19 protein-coding genes are annotated in these 16,081 nt (G+C 59.0%); 4 read left to right on the top strand and 15 right to left on the bottom strand.

Annotated elements, in window-relative coordinates:
* The first annotated feature begins 241 nt into the window (after positions 1 to 241).
* Positions 242 to 418, top strand: coding sequence for a hypothetical protein (locus tag ACTJJ7_RS19575; protein ID WP_158531326.1), 177 nt, complete (start codon positions 242 to 244; stop codon positions 416 to 418).
* Positions 419 to 503: 85 nt separating this feature from the next.
* On the opposite strand, the gene ACTJJ7_RS19580 is transcribed toward ACTJJ7_RS19575, so the two are convergent.
* Positions 504 to 977 carry a fasciclin domain-containing protein gene (locus ACTJJ7_RS19580; RefSeq protein WP_245421178.1) on the bottom strand — a complete coding sequence of 158 codons (474 nt, stop codon included), beginning with the start codon at positions 975 to 977 and terminating at the stop codon, positions 504 to 506.
* A 266-nt stretch (positions 978 to 1,243) separates the two neighbouring features.
* On the opposite strand from ACTJJ7_RS19580, the gene ACTJJ7_RS19585 reads away from it, so the two are divergent.
* Together ACTJJ7_RS19585 and ACTJJ7_RS19590 are read left to right on the top strand one after the other, a co-directional pair.
* Complete coding sequence (locus ACTJJ7_RS19585) at positions 1,244 to 1,495, top strand: DUF883 C-terminal domain-containing protein (protein ID WP_105735586.1); 252 nt, start codon at positions 1,244 to 1,246, stop codon at positions 1,493 to 1,495.
* A gap of 12 nt (positions 1,496 to 1,507) precedes the next feature.
* Positions 1,508 to 1,819 (top strand): hypothetical protein, encoded by a 312-nt coding sequence (locus ACTJJ7_RS19590; RefSeq protein WP_165401803.1) that lies wholly within the window; start codon positions 1,508 to 1,510, stop codon positions 1,817 to 1,819.
* A 173-nt stretch (positions 1,820 to 1,992) separates the two neighbouring features.
* On the opposite strand, the gene ACTJJ7_RS19595 is transcribed toward ACTJJ7_RS19590, so the two are convergent.
* From ACTJJ7_RS19595 to ACTJJ7_RS19620, 6 genes are all read right to left on the bottom strand, one after another.
* Positions 1,993 to 2,550 carry a MerR family transcriptional regulator gene (locus tag ACTJJ7_RS19595; protein WP_105735590.1) on the bottom strand — a complete coding sequence of 186 codons (558 nt, stop codon included), beginning with the start codon at positions 2,548 to 2,550 and terminating at the stop codon, positions 1,993 to 1,995.
* Between the two features lie 130 nt (positions 2,551 to 2,680).
* Positions 2,681 to 3,001 carry an integration host factor subunit alpha gene (locus ACTJJ7_RS19600; RefSeq protein ID WP_091883889.1) on the bottom strand — a complete coding sequence of 107 codons (321 nt, stop codon included), beginning with the start codon at positions 2,999 to 3,001 and terminating at the stop codon, positions 2,681 to 2,683.
* Positions 3,002 to 3,124: 123 nt separating this feature from the next.
* Positions 3,125 to 4,096 carry a beta-ketoacyl-ACP synthase III gene (locus ACTJJ7_RS19605; RefSeq protein ID WP_105735591.1) on the bottom strand — a complete coding sequence of 324 codons (972 nt, stop codon included), beginning with the start codon at positions 4,094 to 4,096 and terminating at the stop codon, positions 3,125 to 3,127.
* 9 nt (positions 4,097 to 4,105) lie between these two features.
* Positions 4,106 to 5,185: a phosphate acyltransferase PlsX gene (gene plsX, locus ACTJJ7_RS19610; RefSeq protein ID WP_105735593.1), complete on the bottom strand. Its 1,080-nt coding sequence runs from the start codon at positions 5,183 to 5,185 to the stop codon at positions 4,106 to 4,108.
* Positions 5,186 to 5,406: 221 nt separating this feature from the next.
* Positions 5,407 to 5,970 carry a YceD family protein gene (locus ACTJJ7_RS19615; protein ID WP_440968552.1) on the bottom strand — a complete coding sequence of 188 codons (564 nt, stop codon included), beginning with the start codon at positions 5,968 to 5,970 and terminating at the stop codon, positions 5,407 to 5,409.
* Entirely contained in the window at positions 5,967 to 6,539 is a 573-nt protein-coding gene (locus tag ACTJJ7_RS19620; RefSeq protein ID WP_440968553.1) for a ubiquinol-cytochrome C chaperone family protein, read from the bottom strand. The genes ACTJJ7_RS19615 and ACTJJ7_RS19620 overlap by 4 nt, the downstream gene beginning before the upstream one ends.
* A gap of 122 nt (positions 6,540 to 6,661) precedes the next feature.
* Here ACTJJ7_RS19620 and ACTJJ7_RS19625 point away from each other — a divergent pair, with 122 nt between their 5' ends.
* The gene (locus ACTJJ7_RS19625) at positions 6,662 to 7,168 is read left to right on the top strand and encodes an outer membrane protein assembly factor BamE (RefSeq protein WP_105736132.1); all 507 of its coding nucleotides are present in this window, start codon (positions 6,662 to 6,664) and stop codon (positions 7,166 to 7,168) included.
* Positions 7,169 to 7,236: 68 nt separating this feature from the next.
* Here ACTJJ7_RS19625 and ACTJJ7_RS19630 read toward each other — a convergent pair whose 3' ends face one another.
* The 8 genes from ACTJJ7_RS19630 to ACTJJ7_RS19665 all read right to left on the bottom strand — a co-directional run bounded on the left by ACTJJ7_RS19630 (position 7,237) and on the right by ACTJJ7_RS19665 (position 16,048).
* Positions 7,237 to 9,393, bottom strand: a complete 2,157-nt coding sequence (locus ACTJJ7_RS19630; protein WP_440968554.1) for a sodium-translocating pyrophosphatase — start codon at positions 9,391 to 9,393, stop codon at positions 7,237 to 7,239.
* Positions 9,394 to 9,640: 247 nt separating this feature from the next.
* Positions 9,641 to 10,159: a transcription antitermination factor NusB gene (gene nusB / locus ACTJJ7_RS19635; protein WP_440968555.1), complete on the bottom strand. Its 519-nt coding sequence runs from the start codon at positions 10,157 to 10,159 to the stop codon at positions 9,641 to 9,643.
* A 4-nt stretch (positions 10,160 to 10,163) separates the two neighbouring features.
* The gene (gene ribH, locus ACTJJ7_RS19640; protein WP_105735603.1) at positions 10,164 to 10,625 is read right to left on the bottom strand and encodes a 6,7-dimethyl-8-ribityllumazine synthase; all 462 of its coding nucleotides are present in this window, start codon (positions 10,623 to 10,625) and stop codon (positions 10,164 to 10,166) included.
* Positions 10,626 to 10,681: 56 nt separating this feature from the next.
* Positions 10,682 to 11,296: a riboflavin synthase gene (locus ACTJJ7_RS19645; protein WP_105735605.1), complete on the bottom strand. Its 615-nt coding sequence runs from the start codon at positions 11,294 to 11,296 to the stop codon at positions 10,682 to 10,684.
* A 10-nt stretch (positions 11,297 to 11,306) separates the two neighbouring features.
* Complete coding sequence (gene ribD / locus ACTJJ7_RS19650) at positions 11,307 to 12,416, bottom strand: bifunctional diaminohydroxyphosphoribosylaminopyrimidine deaminase/5-amino-6-(5-phosphoribosylamino)uracil reductase RibD (RefSeq protein WP_105735607.1); 1,110 nt, start codon at positions 12,414 to 12,416, stop codon at positions 11,307 to 11,309.
* A 5-nt stretch (positions 12,417 to 12,421) separates the two neighbouring features.
* Positions 12,422 to 12,904 (bottom strand): transcriptional regulator NrdR, encoded by a 483-nt coding sequence (gene nrdR, locus ACTJJ7_RS19655; RefSeq protein ID WP_105735609.1) that lies wholly within the window; start codon positions 12,902 to 12,904, stop codon positions 12,422 to 12,424.
* 357 nt (positions 12,905 to 13,261) lie between these two features.
* Positions 13,262 to 14,572 (bottom strand): serine hydroxymethyltransferase, encoded by a 1,311-nt coding sequence (gene glyA, locus ACTJJ7_RS19660; RefSeq protein ID WP_440968556.1) that lies wholly within the window; start codon positions 14,570 to 14,572, stop codon positions 13,262 to 13,264.
* Between the two features lie 186 nt (positions 14,573 to 14,758).
* Positions 14,759 to 16,048 carry a L,D-transpeptidase family protein gene (locus ACTJJ7_RS19665; protein ID WP_425374689.1) on the bottom strand — a complete coding sequence of 430 codons (1,290 nt, stop codon included), beginning with the start codon at positions 16,046 to 16,048 and terminating at the stop codon, positions 14,759 to 14,761.
* Between the last annotated feature and the right edge of the window lie 33 nt (positions 16,049 to 16,081).

Here is a 16,081-nt window from a genome sequence, read left to right on the forward strand (position 1 = left end):
GAGGTTGCGGATATGCGTGATCTTGATTTCTTGCTTGCAGTCATTGTGATTGTCTTGCTGGCCTACCAGGCGAAACCCTCGCGCCGGGTGTAAGCGGCAGGAATTGACTGACCTCTCCATAGAATGATCCAGGCAAGGATCGACCGTCCGTCGTATGATCCCGTGATATCCGCATACCAGCCACAGCATTGGGTTTCCGGCATGGGCCGGGAGCGGAACGTCGTCAGGGAGCGAATGAACTATGGGAGAAGCAATTCTTCACACGCCGCATCACGCACAGCCTGCCTCGCCCAAAACGATGCAGAAAGTCAGCAAGCAAATTCCGAAGATCGCCTGCGATCCGACAAAACTCTCTTCAATCCTGCGGCTGGCCAAAGGCGGCTTCAGCCACCGGCGCTTTAAGCATGACACCAAGTAGGTTTTGACCGGCCAAGCAAAAAGCCCGTTATCGGAACGCCGATAACGGGCATGCAGGGGTATGCCGGGCAGCGTTCGCCGCTGTCTTATTTTGGCAGGAGAACCTTGTCGATCACGTGAATGACGCCGTTTGACTGCCTGACATCTGCGATCGTGACATGGGCGACATTGCCCTTCTCGTCCTTGATCGCAATCTTGCCGCCCTTCTCGCTGACCGTCAGAACGCAGCCGCCGACTGTCTTCACCTTGTGGGCGCCGCCATCATCCTTGATCATTTTGGCGATTGTCGCTGACAGGGCGTCAGCGGCCACCACATGGCAGGTCAGCACCTTCGTCAGAGTTGCCTTGTTTTCCGGCTTCAACAGCGTTTCGACAGTGCCCTTGGGCAATGCCGCAAATGCTTCGTTGGTGGGCGCGAAAACCGTGAAGGGACCCTTACCCTGCAATGTCTCGACAAGTCCGGCCGCCTTGACCGCGGCGACAAGTGTCGTGTGGTCCTTGGAGTTGACCGCATTTTCGATGATGTTCTTGTTGGCATACATGGGCGCGCCGCCAACCATGGGGTTGTCCTTCGCCAATGCCGCTCCGCTCAGTGCCGTAACCGCCAGAAATCCGGCGAAAATGCCTGCAGTCAATTTACCCATTGTATTGCTCCACGTTTGCCTCCCCGTTGTGGGGAATGCAAACAAGAACGAGGGCTTGATCGGGAAAGTTTCCGGCGGAGTGCATTTATTCTGTGTCCAGGCATATGGCGGCCCGGCAATTCACCGGGGAACCTAAGCGGCCCCTGCCCGTTATAGGCTTGTCATGCACAGGAGCATAAAGAATGGCAATATTTTCCAAAAATACCGATGATATTCAGGACGACGTCGAGGCGCAGATCGCCGCCTTGCGCAAGGAAGTGTCCAGACTGACGGCCAACCTCGCCGACATGGGCGGAGAAAAGCTGGATGATGTGAAACGCGCCGCCACCAAACAGGTGCGCTATGCCGCCGACGCAGCCAAGGAGAACCCGCTGGCAACCCTTGCTATCGTAGCAGGCGCGGCCCTGCTCATCGGGCTTGTTTCAAGACGCTAAGGAAGAAGGGTGATGGCCATGGATAGTGCTGAACCAATCCCCACCGATGACGATCGCGCGCGTCTGCAGCGTGAAATCGAGGATCTGAAGCGCGATCTGGCCGCGCTGACGCAGACGCTCACTGACAAGGGCGTGCAGCTGCTTGATGATCTCGAAGGCGATGATTCATCGGCCTTTGACACCATCAAGGACGGCGGACGGCGTGCAGCACGCGCTGTCGGCCATCAGGCCCGCAGGATCGGCGACATTCAGACCCGGAATTCCGTGTCGACGCTGATGGTCATTGCTGGCCTCGGCATCGTTATCGGCATGCTGGCCCGTTAAATCTGTTCCAGATTTTTCTCAAAATGTTCTGGAACCTTTTGCGGGCAGCGCCGTTTTCCTGAAACTGGTCCCCCAACCAGCTAGGCTGAACCCCACAGCCAACCCCAAATCCCAGCTTTCACTCCCCGTGGAAGCTGGGTTTTTTGTTGGCGGGCGCGAATTGCGTGGTTGACTTAGCGGACCTGATCCAAGAGGCGCTTGCATTCCAGGAGGTCGAAAAGCGTTTCCTGCAGCAGGGTCCGGTTGTCCTTTGACAGCCGCTTGCCGTCGGCAGCCACCGGCCCGTCATCATCGCCCTTAATCAGACCAAAGAGGCGCCGGCCATGGGACGAAGCTTTCGGCGATCCCATGATGGCGGCTTCTTCCGCCGCGTCGGCACGTTCCTGCTCGGCGGAATGCGCTTCCTCCTCGCGAACGGCCGCCTGCTTCTGCTGGCTGATGGCCTCGGCTGCCGCCGTGTCGCCGCTGCCGAGCGCAATGATGAATTGCGCGCCATTTTCGCGCAAAAGCCGCTGCACGCCCTTGATCGTATAGCCCTGATCATACAGCAGATGGCGGATACCCTTGAGAAGATCGACATCCAGCGGGCGGTAATACCGTCGCCCGCCGCCGCGCTTCATCGGTTTGATATGGGTAAAACGCGTTTCCCAAAAACGCAGAACATGCTGGGGAAGATCGAGATCTTCGGCAACTTCACTGATGGTTCTAAAAGCGTCGGGACTCTTGTCCATGTTTTCACCCTTTCAGGAGAAAATCTGATTCGACGCCTATTTCAGCGGTTTATCAAGTGGTTTTCAAGTACAACGCGAGATTGCCCCACAGCAATCTCGCTGGGAAAGCCGAAGCCCCCGCATAAATCCGCTATGCGGATTTCTTCTTGCGTGCCTGATGCGAACGCAAAATGCGCTGCTTGAGCACATTGGATGCTTTGAACGTCATGACCCGGCGAGGCAAAATGGGAACCTCTTCGCCCGTTTTCGGGTTACGGCCGATGCGTTCGTTCTTGTCCCGGACCTGAAACGTGGCGAACGATGACAATTTGACCGTTTCGCCACGAACAATGGCATCACATACTTCATCGAGAATGGTTTCGACGAGTGAAGCTGACTCCGTGCGCGAAAGCCCTACCTTGCGATAGACTGCTTCGGCCAGATCAGCGCGCGTAATGGTCTTACCCCCCATACGATCTCTAAGCTCTCGTTTGTTGCAAAACTATCAAGGTGGAAGCGGAAGTTATAGGATCAAATCCGATAGGGCAAGCAGGTAAAACAGTTGATAAAACAAACTGCTGACCCAACCGGACCGTCACCACCGTAGCAGAACTGCACCCCACGTAAAGCCCCCGCCCATGGCTTCAAGAAGGACAAGATCGCCCTGTTTGATCCGCCCGTCGGCAACCGCTGTTGCCAGGGCCAGGGGAACGGACGCCGCGGAGGTATTGCCATGCTGGTCAACCGTAATGACCACCTTTTCCTCGGCGAGGTTCAATTTCTTGGCGGATGCGTCGATGATGCGCTTGTTGGCCTGGTGCGGCACGAACCAGTCGACATCCTCGGCGGTGATGCCGGCTTCGGAGAACGAGGCTTCGATCACATCGGTGATCATGCCGACCGCATGCTTGAAAACCTCGCGGCCCTCCATGCGCAAATGCCCGACGGTCTGGGTGCTGGAAGGCCCGCCATCCACATAGAGTTTTTGCTTGTGCGAACCATCGGACCGCAGGTTTGCGGTGAGAATACCGCGGTCGGATGTCAGGCCGCGCCCCTCATTGCCCTCCAGCACGACGGCACCGGCACCGTCACCGAACAGGACGCAGGTCGTGCGGTCATTCCAGTCGAGAAGCCGGGAAAATGTCTCCGAACCGATGACCAGAACGCGTTTGGCCATGCCGCCGCGAATATAGAGATCGGCGGTGCTGATGGCATAGACAAAGCCGGAGCAGACCGCCTGCATGTCGAAGGCAAAGCCGTGGGTCATGCCGAGGCGCGCCTGAATATCGACGGCGGAGGCCGGGAACGTATTGTCAGGCGTCGAGGTCGCCAGAATGATCAGATCGATGTCATCCGGCGTCATCCCGGCATTGTCGAGCGCTGCACGTGCGGCCGCCTCGCCCAGCGATGCGGTTGTTTCGCCCTCGCCTGCAATATAGCGCTGGCGGATGCCCGTCCGCTGCACGATCCACTCGTCGCTGGTTTCGACAATACCTTCCAGATCGGCGTTCTTGACCAGACGCGCCGGTTTGGCCGCCCCAACACCTCTAACAACGGACCGGATCATTTATTTTTCCTACGCCTGTGGCTCTATCTCAGCTTCTGAATCATTTTCGGCGTCGCCCTGAAACGCGACACCGACCGGACTTTTGTGAAAATGGCTCAGATCCGCGGCAATTTTGCTCAAAAGCTTGTTGCGCGCCATGTCATAGCCGACATCGACCGCAGAGGCGAAGCCCAGCGCATCGGTTCCGCCATGGCTCTTGATGACAACGCCGTTCAACCCGAGAAACACGCCGCCATTGATCTTGCGCGGATCCATTTTCTCCCGCAGATGATTGAATGCGCCCTTGGCGAAGAGATAGCCGATCTTGGCCATCAATGTGCGGCCCATGGCATCGCGCAGATACTGCGCGAACTGCTTGGCCGTCCCCTCCGCCGTCTTCAGCGCGATGTTTCCGGTAAACCCTTCGGTGACCACCACGTCGACGGTGCCCTTGCCGATGTCGTCACCTTCGACGAAGCCGTAATATTCAAGGCTTGGCAGGGGAATCTCGCGCAGAATGCGCGCGGCATCCTTGACGTCGTCCTGTCCCTTGATTTCTTCCACCCCGACATTGAGCAGGCCGATCGTCGGGCGCTCGATTTCGAACAGCGAACGGGCCATGGCGGCACCCATGACGGCATAGTCGACCAGTTGCTGCGCATCGGCGCCGATGGTCGCGCCGATATCGAGCACGATGCTCTCGCCGCGCAATGTCGGCCAGATGCCGGCAATGGCCGGGCGTTCCACATTGGCCATGGTGCGCAGGCAGAATTTCGACATGGCCATCAGCGCGCCGGTATTGCCTGCCGATACGCAGACATCCGCCTCGCCTGTTTTTACCGCCTCGATGGAGCGCCACATGGATGACTTCCAGCGGCCGTTGCGCAAGGCCTGGCTGGGTTTCTCATCCATACGCACCGATACGTCACAGTGGTGAAATATGGAGCTTGCAAGCGTGGGATGGCGGTTGAGAACCGGCCTTACCTCTTCCTCACGACCGAAGATCACAAACCGGATATCAGGATGGCGCTCCAGCGCCGTTGCCAGACCGGGAATGACGATCTCAGGACCGAAATCACCGCCCATGGCATCAATGGAAATTCTGATCACTCTCGATTGTCCTGTTCAGTGAGTATGCTTGCTGGGTTTATCAATTGCTCAAAGACTCGGCGAAAATAGTCAATTTCCGTCGCTGTACAACCGGAATCTGCCGGACCTGCGGCACATAGACTGGAATCATTGTGAAAAACACTGCCCCTTTTCGGGTATTTTCCATTGTTATAGCCCATCAGGGCAGCATTTCGATAGTCAGCCCCAGGAAATCGTCACAATCAAGGCTTCTGTTTCCAGTCCTTGAGGCCGGCAAACGGACTGACTGGCTTCTCGGCCGTATCCTCGTCACCGAAGACGACTTCGATGGGCGCATCCGGCACGCCCTCCTTGCGCGGGTATGGATCAATTGCCAGCTCGAAAAACTCCTCTGCGATCGCACCGGCGTCCAGCGTATCGCCCGAAAATGTCTCCGGTATATCAGGACCATCGGCGCTGATGATCAGCTCGCCGTTCTCATCGAGCGGCAGACGCGCCAGCTTGGAGTTTTCGGGAACAAAGAGCGTATCCACTTCCGCATTGACAACCGCATCGACAGGCTCCGACGTGACAACGCAGGATTGTACAATGCTGGCCTTCACCAGCCCGCGCACGCGGATGCCGTCTTTCTTCCAGGGTACGATCTGCAGATCGGCCTTGAAGGACGTCACATCCTGCAGGTCATGAAAATCCCGCAATGCCGCGCGCTCGCGCGCGTCCGCTTCGATCTTGATGGTCAGCCCCTTCTGCGGCAGCCGCTTGACCGAGACCGGGAAACTGAGTGCACCATCGATATTCCGTGTCATTTTGCTCCCCTTTCTTCGTTCTGCAGAGCTTGCGTGCCGGCATCGGGAAAGGCCAGTTGCCCGCGGGCTATGTCGTCATCCGGCTGGTTTTCCAGAAACAGCGCGGCCTGAATGGTGTATCCGGCCAGCGCAGAGGCGCCGGTCCATCCGCTCATATCGGGGCGGACATTGCGGGCCAGGGCGGCTGCCAGGGCCGGAAGGTCGGTGGTCTGGAGCGCCTTATCGTAGGATTCCACCCGGCCATAGAACATGCGCGCCAGCTTTTTCATGCGCTTGGGGATGCCGGAATCGCCGATCCCCAGCTCCCGCAGGGAATGGTCGACGTCCCGGAAGAATTCATCCGTCACTTCCTGACCGATCATCTTGAGCGCCGGTGTCCGCCCCTTTATCCGGCGCATGAAAAGAAAGACGTGCAAAGACACCATTTCATAGCGTCCGAGCGGCGAATCCGGCACATCAATGTCAGAATAGAGGTATGGCTGCCGCGCCGCTGCCACGATCACATCGTAGAGGGCTGTGGTAATCGCCTCATTTGCTTTGGCCTTACGGCTGAATAAACTGAGAATCATCTATGTGCTTTCACTTGGGCCGACCGCAACACGAGTCGCTAGTTGCATCGGACTTCAAGGTGGTTTACCGAAGTTCTGCGGGCAGCGAAAGACTTGCGCCCACTATTGAAATGGAGATGTCGTTGTTGCAGCGGATTTTCAAGGCCGATCGTTCCCGGGACTATCTTCTCGCCGGAACTCTGTTTTTTGTCGTAGGGCTTGCCGGCTGTAATACCGCCAACCTCAACCCATCCGAAACATTCTCGGAAGGCTATATTCTTGACGAGAAGGCGCTGGCGTTCGTTCCGGTCGGGTCCAGCCGCGAGCAGGTCATCCTGTCGCTTGGCAGCCCTTCATCGACGGCAACGTTCGACAACGAAGTCTTCTATTACATTTCCCAGAAGCGCAAACGCAGCGTCGCCTTCATGCAGCCGAAGGTGACCGAACGCCGCATTCTGGCGGTCTATTTCGACCAGAAGAGCAAGGTTGCCAGCATTTCCAACTACGGATTGCAGGACGGCAAGGTTTTCGACTTCATCTCGCGCACCACGCCAACCGGCGGCAAGGATCTTTCGTTTCTCGGCCAGCTGCTGGCGGGCGTTGGCAAGGCTCCCGGCTCCATTGGCGCAGGCGGACCTCCCGGCCAGTAAGTTCCGTACTGAAAACAAAAACCCGCGAAACAGGATTTCGCGGGTTTTTCTTTGACTGGGCCAGAGGCTTATCCGTGCGCAAGCACCGCCAGCAGCAGCAAGGCCACGATGTTGGTGATCTTGATCGCCGGATTGACCGCAGGGCCCGCCGTATCCTTGTAGGGATCGCCGACGGTATCGCCGGTCACGGAGGCCTTGTGGGCATCCGATCCCTTCATATGACGAACGCCATCCTTGTCGACAAAGCCGTCTTCGAAGGACTTTTTGGCATTGTCCCAGGCACCGCCGCCTGACGTCATCGAAATGGCAACGAAAATGCCATTGATGATCACGCCGAGAAGTGAAGCACCAAGCGCGGCAAAGGCCGAAGCTTTCGAACCGGAAATCAAAAGCACGCCGAAATAGACCACAAGCGGCGCCAATACCGGCAGCAGCGATGGCACGACCATTTCCTTGATGGCGGCACGGGTGAGAATATCCACCGCCCGCGCATAGTCCGGCCGCTCCGTACCGGCCATGATGCCCGGCTTTTCACGGAACTGCCTGCGCACCTCTTCCACCACGGAACCCGCCGCCCGGCCAACAGCCGTCATCGCGATACCGCCGAAGAGGTAGGGGATGAGACCGCCGAAGATCAGACCGGCGACAACGTAGGGATTGGACAGCTCGAACGATACGGCGCCTATTCCCTTGAAATAGGAGAAGGCCGTCGAACCATCCTTGTTCGCCTCGCTGATGAAGAACTTCAGATCGTTGGAATAGGCTGCAAACAGCACCAGTGCGCCCAGACCGGCCGAACCGATGGCATAACCCTTGGTCACGGCTTTCGTCGTGTTGCCAACGGCATCAAGCGCGTCCGTGGATTTACGCACTTCCGGATCAAGTCCCGCCATTTCTGCAATACCACCCGCATTGTCAGTCACGGGACCGAACGCGTCGAGCGCAACGATCATGCCGGCAATGCCGAGCATGGCGGTGACGGCGATACCGGTGCCGAAGAGCCCGGCCAGCTGGTAGGTCGAAATGATGCCGCCGACGATCACCAGTGCCGGAAGCGCCGTCGATTCAAGCGAAACGGCCAGCCCCTGGATGACGTTGGTGCCGTGGCCGGTCACCGACGCCTGGGCAATCGAATTGACCGGGCGCTTGTTGGTGCCGGTATAATACTCGGTAATCACCACGATCAACCCCGTCACCACAAGCCCGACAAGGCCGCAATAGAAAAGGTTGATGCCGGTGATCGACTGTTTGTCCACAATCCCCACCTCACCCCAGCCGATGGTCATCGACGTGGCAAGGGCAAGACCGGCAATCGATAGAAGACCCGTCACGATGAGGCCCTTGTAGAGCGCGCCCATGATCGAGTTGTTCGCACCGAGCTTGACGAAGAATGTCCCGGCAATCGAGGTGATGATGCAGGCGCCGCAGATGGCGAGCGGATAGAGCATGACGGTGCTCAGGACGGGCGTTGCGGCGAAGAAGATGGCACCCAGAACCATGGTGGCAACGATGGTCACCGCATAGGTTTCAAACAAATCGGCGGCCATACCGGCGCAGTCGCCGACATTGTCGCCCACATTGTCGGCGATAGTCGCCGGATTGCGCGGATCATCTTCGGGAATTCCGGCTTCGACCTTGCCGACGAGATCGCCGCCAACGTCCGCGCCCTTGGTGAAGATGCCGCCGCCAAGACGGGCGAAGATGGAAATAAGCGACGCACCGAACCCGAGGGAGACAAGAGCGTCAATGACAATGCGGTCCGCGGGCAGATGGCCCATCGGGCCGGTCAGGATGTAATAATAGACCGAGACACCCAGAAGGGCGAGACCGGCCACGAGCATCCCGGTGATCGCGCCGGATTTGAACGCGATCTCGAGGCCGGCTGCCAGACTGCGGGATGACGCCTGTGCCGTGCGCACATTGGCACGGACGGAAACGTGCATGCCGATGAAACCGGCAAGCCCCGACAAGACGGCACCGATCAGGAAGCCGACTGCCGCGGTGGAAGACAAGAGGTACCAGACTGCTAGAAAGACAACGACGCCAACCATGGCGATCGTGGTATACTGACGTGTGAGATAGGCCTGTGCACCTTCGCGGATTGCACCGGCGATTTCTTGCATGCGCGCATTGCCCTGGTCCGCTGCGAGCACCGATTGGGTAGCCCAGAAAGCGTAAACGACAGACAGCAGACCGCAGGCGATGACGAGAAACAGTATAGTCATGCCACTCCCTCAGATTTTGACCCGAAAAATACCCCTCCCCAGGTCAGGTTCGGTACGGCACGCAAAATCTGCCAGGCCGGCAGAAACGCGACCGTATGTACTAGGAGTAACGAAGCGGATGCGAAAAGGTCAAGGCCTTTCGCTGAGGCGGCTTAGGGTTGGGATAAGCTTGCCAACAGGCACGATGGAACACCCCCTCTGCGCTGCAGGACAAAGGGGGGTGCCCGCCAATCTCAATGAATGGATGTCAGCCGCGCGGGTTCTTCGCGCCGCGGCTTTCACCGCGCAACTCGAAGGCCAGACGATCGAGCACGGCATTCACCAGTTTGGGTTCGTCTTCCGTGTAGAAAGCCTTGGCAATGTCGATATATTCCGAAACGATAACCGCCGTCGGCACATCCGGGCGGTTCTTCAGTTCCCAGATACCGGCGCGCAGGATCGCCCGCAGCGTGGAATCGAGCCGTGACAGCAGCCAATCCTCGGTCAGGGCCTGACGGATCATCGGATCGAGGGATGTCTGCTCGGCAACGACACCGGCGACAATGGCGCGGAACCACTGCGGATCGGCATCCAGATACTGTGTCCCGTCGACTTCCTTGCCGAGACGGTGCGCTTCATATTCCGCCACCACCTCGATCACGCCGGTTCCGGCAACATCCATCTGGTACAGTGCCTGCACCGCTGCCAGGCGGGCAACGCCGCGCTTGTTGGCGGGCTTTACAGCGGGACTTTGCCCATCTTTGGCCCCATCTTTGGCAGAAGTCATCCGGTCAGGCTCCGAGTTTTTCCTTGAGGGCAATCATGGTCAAGGCAGCGCGCGCTGCAAAGCCACCCTTGTCCTTGTCCTCGCGGCGGGCACGGGCCCAGGCCTGCTCTTCGTCCTCGACGGTGAGAATGCCGTTGCCGATGGCAATGCTTTCCTCCACCGCAAGCTCCATCAGAGCGCGGCAGGATTCATTGGCAACGATATCGAAATGATAGGTTTCGCCGCGAATGACCGTACCAAGCGCCACAAAACCATCATACTCCGTTCCGCCGTCTTCCGCTGCATCGAGGGCAAAGGAAATGGCGGCGGGCACTTCAAGCGCGCCGGGAACGGTCACGACATCATAGGTTGCCTTGCCTTCGTCGAGCGCCAGCTTGGCACCGTTCAGCAGGGCATCCGACAGATCGTCATAGAATCGCGCTTCCACGATCAACAGATGGGGCGCATGCGCCTTTTTTTTGGACATGGAAAACTCCAGAACTCAATGGGGGTGGCGAAGATGCTCCGCCTCTGCGTGTGGTCCTAGGCTGATTTCGGATATTCTGCAAGCCGTGCAGCGTATCTCGCCATCTGATCGATCTCGATATTCACCCTGTCACCGGCCTTGCGGTCGCCCCAGGTGGTGACTTCAAGCGAATGGCGGATCAACAGCACATCGAATTCATTGCCATCGACGGCGTTGACCGTCAGCGACGTGCCGTCGAGCGCCACGGAGCCTTTCGGCGCGATAAACCGCGCCAGTTCTTCCGGCACCCGCAGCGTGAAACGGACGGCATCGCCCTCATCCTCGCGCTTGACGATCTCGGCCATGGCGTCGATATGGCCGGAGACAAGGTGTCCGCCCATCTCATCGCCCAGCTTCAGCGAGCGTTCCAGATTGATGCGCGTGCCGTTCTTCCAGTTGGCAATGCTGGTCAGGCGCAGAGCCTCTTCCCAGGCTTCCACCTCGAACCAGCGGGCATTCGAGCCCTTTTCCGGCAAGGTCACGACGGTCAGGCACACGCCCGAACAGGAGATGGACGCGCCGATTTCGATCGTCTGCGGATCGTAATTGGTCTCCACGCGCAAAAGCACGCCCTCATTGAGCGGCTTGACCTGACCTACCTTGCCGATATCCGTTACTATTCCCGTAAACATGCATGCTTCCTCAAATGGGTCTTACGTATTCGCGATAGCGATCGTCACCGAAGCGCTCATCCCGCGCCAGCGTGAAGTCACGAGCGATATGGGAAGAAAGTTCCGGTACTGCAAGGCCGCCCTCCGATCCGATGGCCAGCGGGCCTTCAAAAAGCGCAATGCGGTCAACAAGATCGTCCTGCAGAAGCGCAGAAGCGACGGCAGCACCGCCCTCCACCATCAGCGTGGCGATGCCCTGTGCCGCCAGATCGTCGAGCAGTTCCGGTAGCGCGGTTGCGCCGCAGTCGGTCTCGGTCGCGAGCATGCGGCAGCCCGCCGCAACCAGCGCCTGACGCCTGGCCGGATCGGCCTGGGCACTGGCGGCAATCCAGAGTGGAACGCTACCCGCCGATTGTACCAGCTTGCTGTCCACGGGCAGACGCAGCCTGCTGTCAAGCACGATGCGCACCGGCGAACGGTTTTCCAGCCCCGGCAGGCGGCAGGTCAAGACGGGATCATCGGCCAACGCCGTACCGATGCCGACGAGAATGGCATCGGACTCAGCCCGCATCAGATGCACCTGCGCCCGCGCTACGGGACCGGTGATTGCAATCTGGCCCGTGCCGTGCCTGCCGATATAGCCATCGGCAGAAAGCGCAAGTTTCAGAGTCACTTCCGGGCGTTTTTTCGAGGATCGAATCAGGTAGCCGGCGAGATAGTCGGCGGCTTGCGCCGCCAGAACGCCTGTCACCACCTCGATGCCGCCATTGCGCAGGATGGCATAGCCCCTGCCCGCCACCCGGTCATCCGGGTCATTGGCGGCGGCAACGACGCGGCTGACACCGGCCGTGACCAGTGCGTCGGCACAGGGCGGCGTCTTGCCGTGATGGGCGCAGGGTTCCAGCGTGACATAGGCCGTGGCGCCCCTCGCCCGCGCGCCAGCCTCGGCCAGAGCCTGGGTTTCCGCGTGCGGCCGCCCGCCGATGGCGGTCACGCCGCGCCCGGCAATGACGCCGTCGCGGTCGACAATCAGCGTGGCGACAGACGGATTTGTTCCCGTCAGCCCCTGATGGCTGCGTGACAGGCGAATGGCCGCAGCCATGTAGCGCCGGTCAAGCGCACTCTGCTCCGATGGGTTCATGGGGTTTATTCATCCTCGACCGGATCGGACGCAACATCGCCAGCGGTGATTTCGTCGATCACATTGTGGAAATCCTTGGCCTCGCGGAAATTGCGGTAGACCGAGGCAAAGCGGATGTAGGCGATGTCATCAATGCCTTTGAGTGCATCCATGACCAGACGGCCGATTTCATCGGAGCTGACCTCTGGCTCACCGGAGCTTTCGAGCTGGCGGACGATGCCCGACACCGCGCGCTCCACCCGTTCCGGATCGACCTGCCGCTTGCGCAGCGCCACCTCGACCGAGCGCATCAGCTTGTCGCGGTCGAAAGCCACCTTGCGGCCGCTCTTCTTGATCACGCTGAGATCGCGCAACTGCACGCGCTCGAAGGTGGTAAAACGTCCGCCGCACACGGTACAGATGCGCCGTCTGCGGATCACCGCCCCGTCTTCAGCTGGGCGGGAATCTTTCACCTGAGTATCCTCAGACTGGCAGTAGGGACAACGCATCGTTTGGCTTTCTGGAGATGATTCTGAAATCGGCAGTGGTCCGATTCTGACATTTGCGTCCCTTTGATACAGGCCATTCAGGCAAATGTCAGAATCAAAGGACCACTAGCAAGACTATGATACTAGTGGAACTTTGAATTTGACATCCGCATGTTGCGGGTGATGTCAAACGGGGTGCGGATGTCAAATTCGTTCCACTAGGGGAAGATAGTGGCTTTCGGTACGATATAAAAGCACCCTGGCCGCAACGGTGTGTCAAAGAAACGGTTGGTGTGGTTCGACGCGCACTTCCTCCTGCAGCCGCAAACAAAAATGGCGGCACTTGCGTACCGCCATTTTCCAAATTCTGTGCCGGACTTACTGTCCGAGATAGGGGTAAAGCGGGAAGCGGCCGGTCAGCTCGACCACCTTGGTCTGCACGGCCTTTTCAACCGCTGCATTGCCCTCGTCGGAATTGGCGACCTTGAGGCCATCGAGAACTTCCGAAATCAGATTGCCGATCTCGGTGAACTCGGCCGCGCCGAAACCGCGCGTCGTGCCGGCCGGCGTGCCCAGGCGCACGCCCGATGTTACAAACGGCTTTTCCGGGTCGAACGGGATACCGTTCTTGTTGCAGGTGATGTTGGCGCGGCCAAGCGCGGCTTCCGCACGCTTGCCTGTGGCGTTCTTGGGCCGCAGGTCCACCAGCATCAGATGGTTGTCGGTGCCGCCCGAAACGATGTTGAGGCCGTTCTTCTTCAGCGATTCTGCCAGGGTACGGGCATTGTTCACGACATTCTGGCCATAGGTCTTGAATTCCGGCTTCAGCGCTTCACCGAAAGCCACGGCCTTGGCGGCGATGACATGCATCAGCGGTCCGCCCTGCAGGCCGGGGAACACGGCTGAATTGATCTTCTTGGCGATGTCAGCGTCGTTGGTCAAAATCATGCCGCCGCGCGGGCCGCGCAGGGATTTGTGCGTCGTGGTGGTGGTGACATGCGCATGCGGCAGCGGCGACGGGTGCACACCGGCAGCCACGAGACCGGCGATATGCGCCATGTCGACCATGAGGTAGGCGCCGATCGCATCGGCGATCTGGCGGAAGCGCTCGAAATCCCAGACGCGCGAATAGGCCGTGCCGCCCGCAATGATCAGCTTTGGCTTGTGCTGATGCGCCAGGCGCTCGATTTCCGCCATGTCGAGCAGGTTGTCATCCTGGCGCACGCCATAGGAAACGACATTGAACCACTTGCCGGACATGTTGACGGGCGAACCGTGGGTCAGGTGTCCGCCGGAATTGAGGTCGAGGCCCATGAACGTGTCGCCCGGCTGCAGCAGTGCCAGGAATACGGCCTGGTTCATCTGGCTGCCGGAATTCGGCTGCACATTGGCATAGTCGCAGTTGAACAGCTTTTTGGCGCGCTCGATGGCCAGTTCTTCCGCGATGTCAACAAACTGGCAGCCGCCATAATAGCGCTTGCCCGGATAGCCCTCGGCATATTTGTTGGTCATGATCGAGCCTTGGGCTTCAAGCACGGCACGCGATACGATGTTTTCCGAGGCAATCAGCTCGATCTCATGGCGTTGGCGGCCCAGTTCCTTGCGGATGGAACCAAAAATTTCCGGATCGATGTCTTCGAGTGATGCGTTGAAAAATATATCTGCAACAGAAGCGCTTGCATTCGACATGGTGCCTGGACCCTCATTTGCCTTAAGTGAGTGAGTAGGTATTTCCGGCGCATTATCATACTTAAACGATCAAGGCCAATGGCCGGTGGGCGAAAAGCACTAGCCCGAAACCGCCATCCACCATTCAAATGCAAAAAGACCGCCCGGAGGCGGTCTTTGCTGCGTCAGTGTCTTCAAGGACAGCGATCAGGTATTGGTGCCGATCGACAGGGCTTGCTGGCCGTCGCGCTCGTAAATATCGTCGCGCAGCTGGACGACGCCGTCGCCGGTCGACCAGGCGCTGACATAGACGAAATGCAGCGGAACCGGATCGGCAACGGCAATCGGCGTGTTGACGCCGGATTTGATCGTCGCATCCATGGTCTGGCGATCCCAGCCCGGCGTGTTGCGCAGCAACCAGACATTGAGGTCGCGCACGTTCTGAACGCGCACGCAGCCGGACGAATCGAAGCGCATCAGCTTGTTGAAATTGCCCTGCTGCGGCGTGTCGTGCATGTAGACGGCATAGGGGTTGGCGAAGTTGATTTTTGTCGAGGACATGGCGTTGATCTTGCCCGGGTCCTGACGGAACATCAGCTTGACCGCATCGTCCGTGTTCCAGTCGACGCTTTCCGGCGGCACTTCCTGACGCTGTTCGTTGAACAGGCGGATCTTGTTGCGCGTGAGGTATGTCGGGTCCTTGCGCATCAGCGGAATAATATCCTTCTGGATGATCGACTTCGGTGCCGTCCAGTAAGGGTTGAGGATGACCTCGGAAATCTTGGAGTCGAGAATCGGCGTCTGGCGGTCGATCTTGCCGACAATGGCCGTGTGGCGCTGCACGACGCGGCCGCCCTCGACGGCTTCGATCTGCGCGGCGGGAATATTGACCATGACATAGCGGGCGCCCTGGTTGGCAGCGGCAAGCGTGCGCACGCGCTCCAGATTGGTCTGCAGCTGGCCGAGCCGGATATTGGCCGGAATGTTCATGGCGGCAATGGTGAACTGGCCCATGACACCATCGGCGGGAAGGCCATGACGAGCCTGAAAACGCTTCACAGCCGCATCGACATAGGTGTCGAATGAATTGGAAATGCCGGCGCTCGCGGACAGATCGCCCGATACCATCAGACGCTTGCGCAGGATGGAAACCGACGGATCGACAACGCCGAGTTGCAGTTTGGTGGTCACCGGCACGTTCGGCCAGCCGCCATTGGCAACGATCTGGCTGTAGCTGTTGATGGCCGCCTGAACGAAGGACACCGTCTCGGGGCTGGCAATCGGCTGGAAACTGGCCACCTTGGCGTGGGCGCTGGAGCGTGCGTCGAACTGGTCATCCCAGTTGCCGCGGCGTGGAGAAGCCAGGATGTCGTTGATTGCCGCATCCTCCGCCCAGGCGGATGTTGCAATGGCGGCCAGCCCAGCCGTTGCCACGCCCGTAAGGAATGTGCGGCGATCAAGCCCCGATGATCCAAGTTTCTTCATAGTATTGCCCAACCCAATTGGAAGTTCCGTAACCAACCCGTCGCC

This window comes from Phyllobacterium sp. 22229 (assembly GCF_052056495.1).
Lineage (GTDB): Bacteria > Pseudomonadota > Alphaproteobacteria > Rhizobiales > Rhizobiaceae > Phyllobacterium > Phyllobacterium myrsinacearum.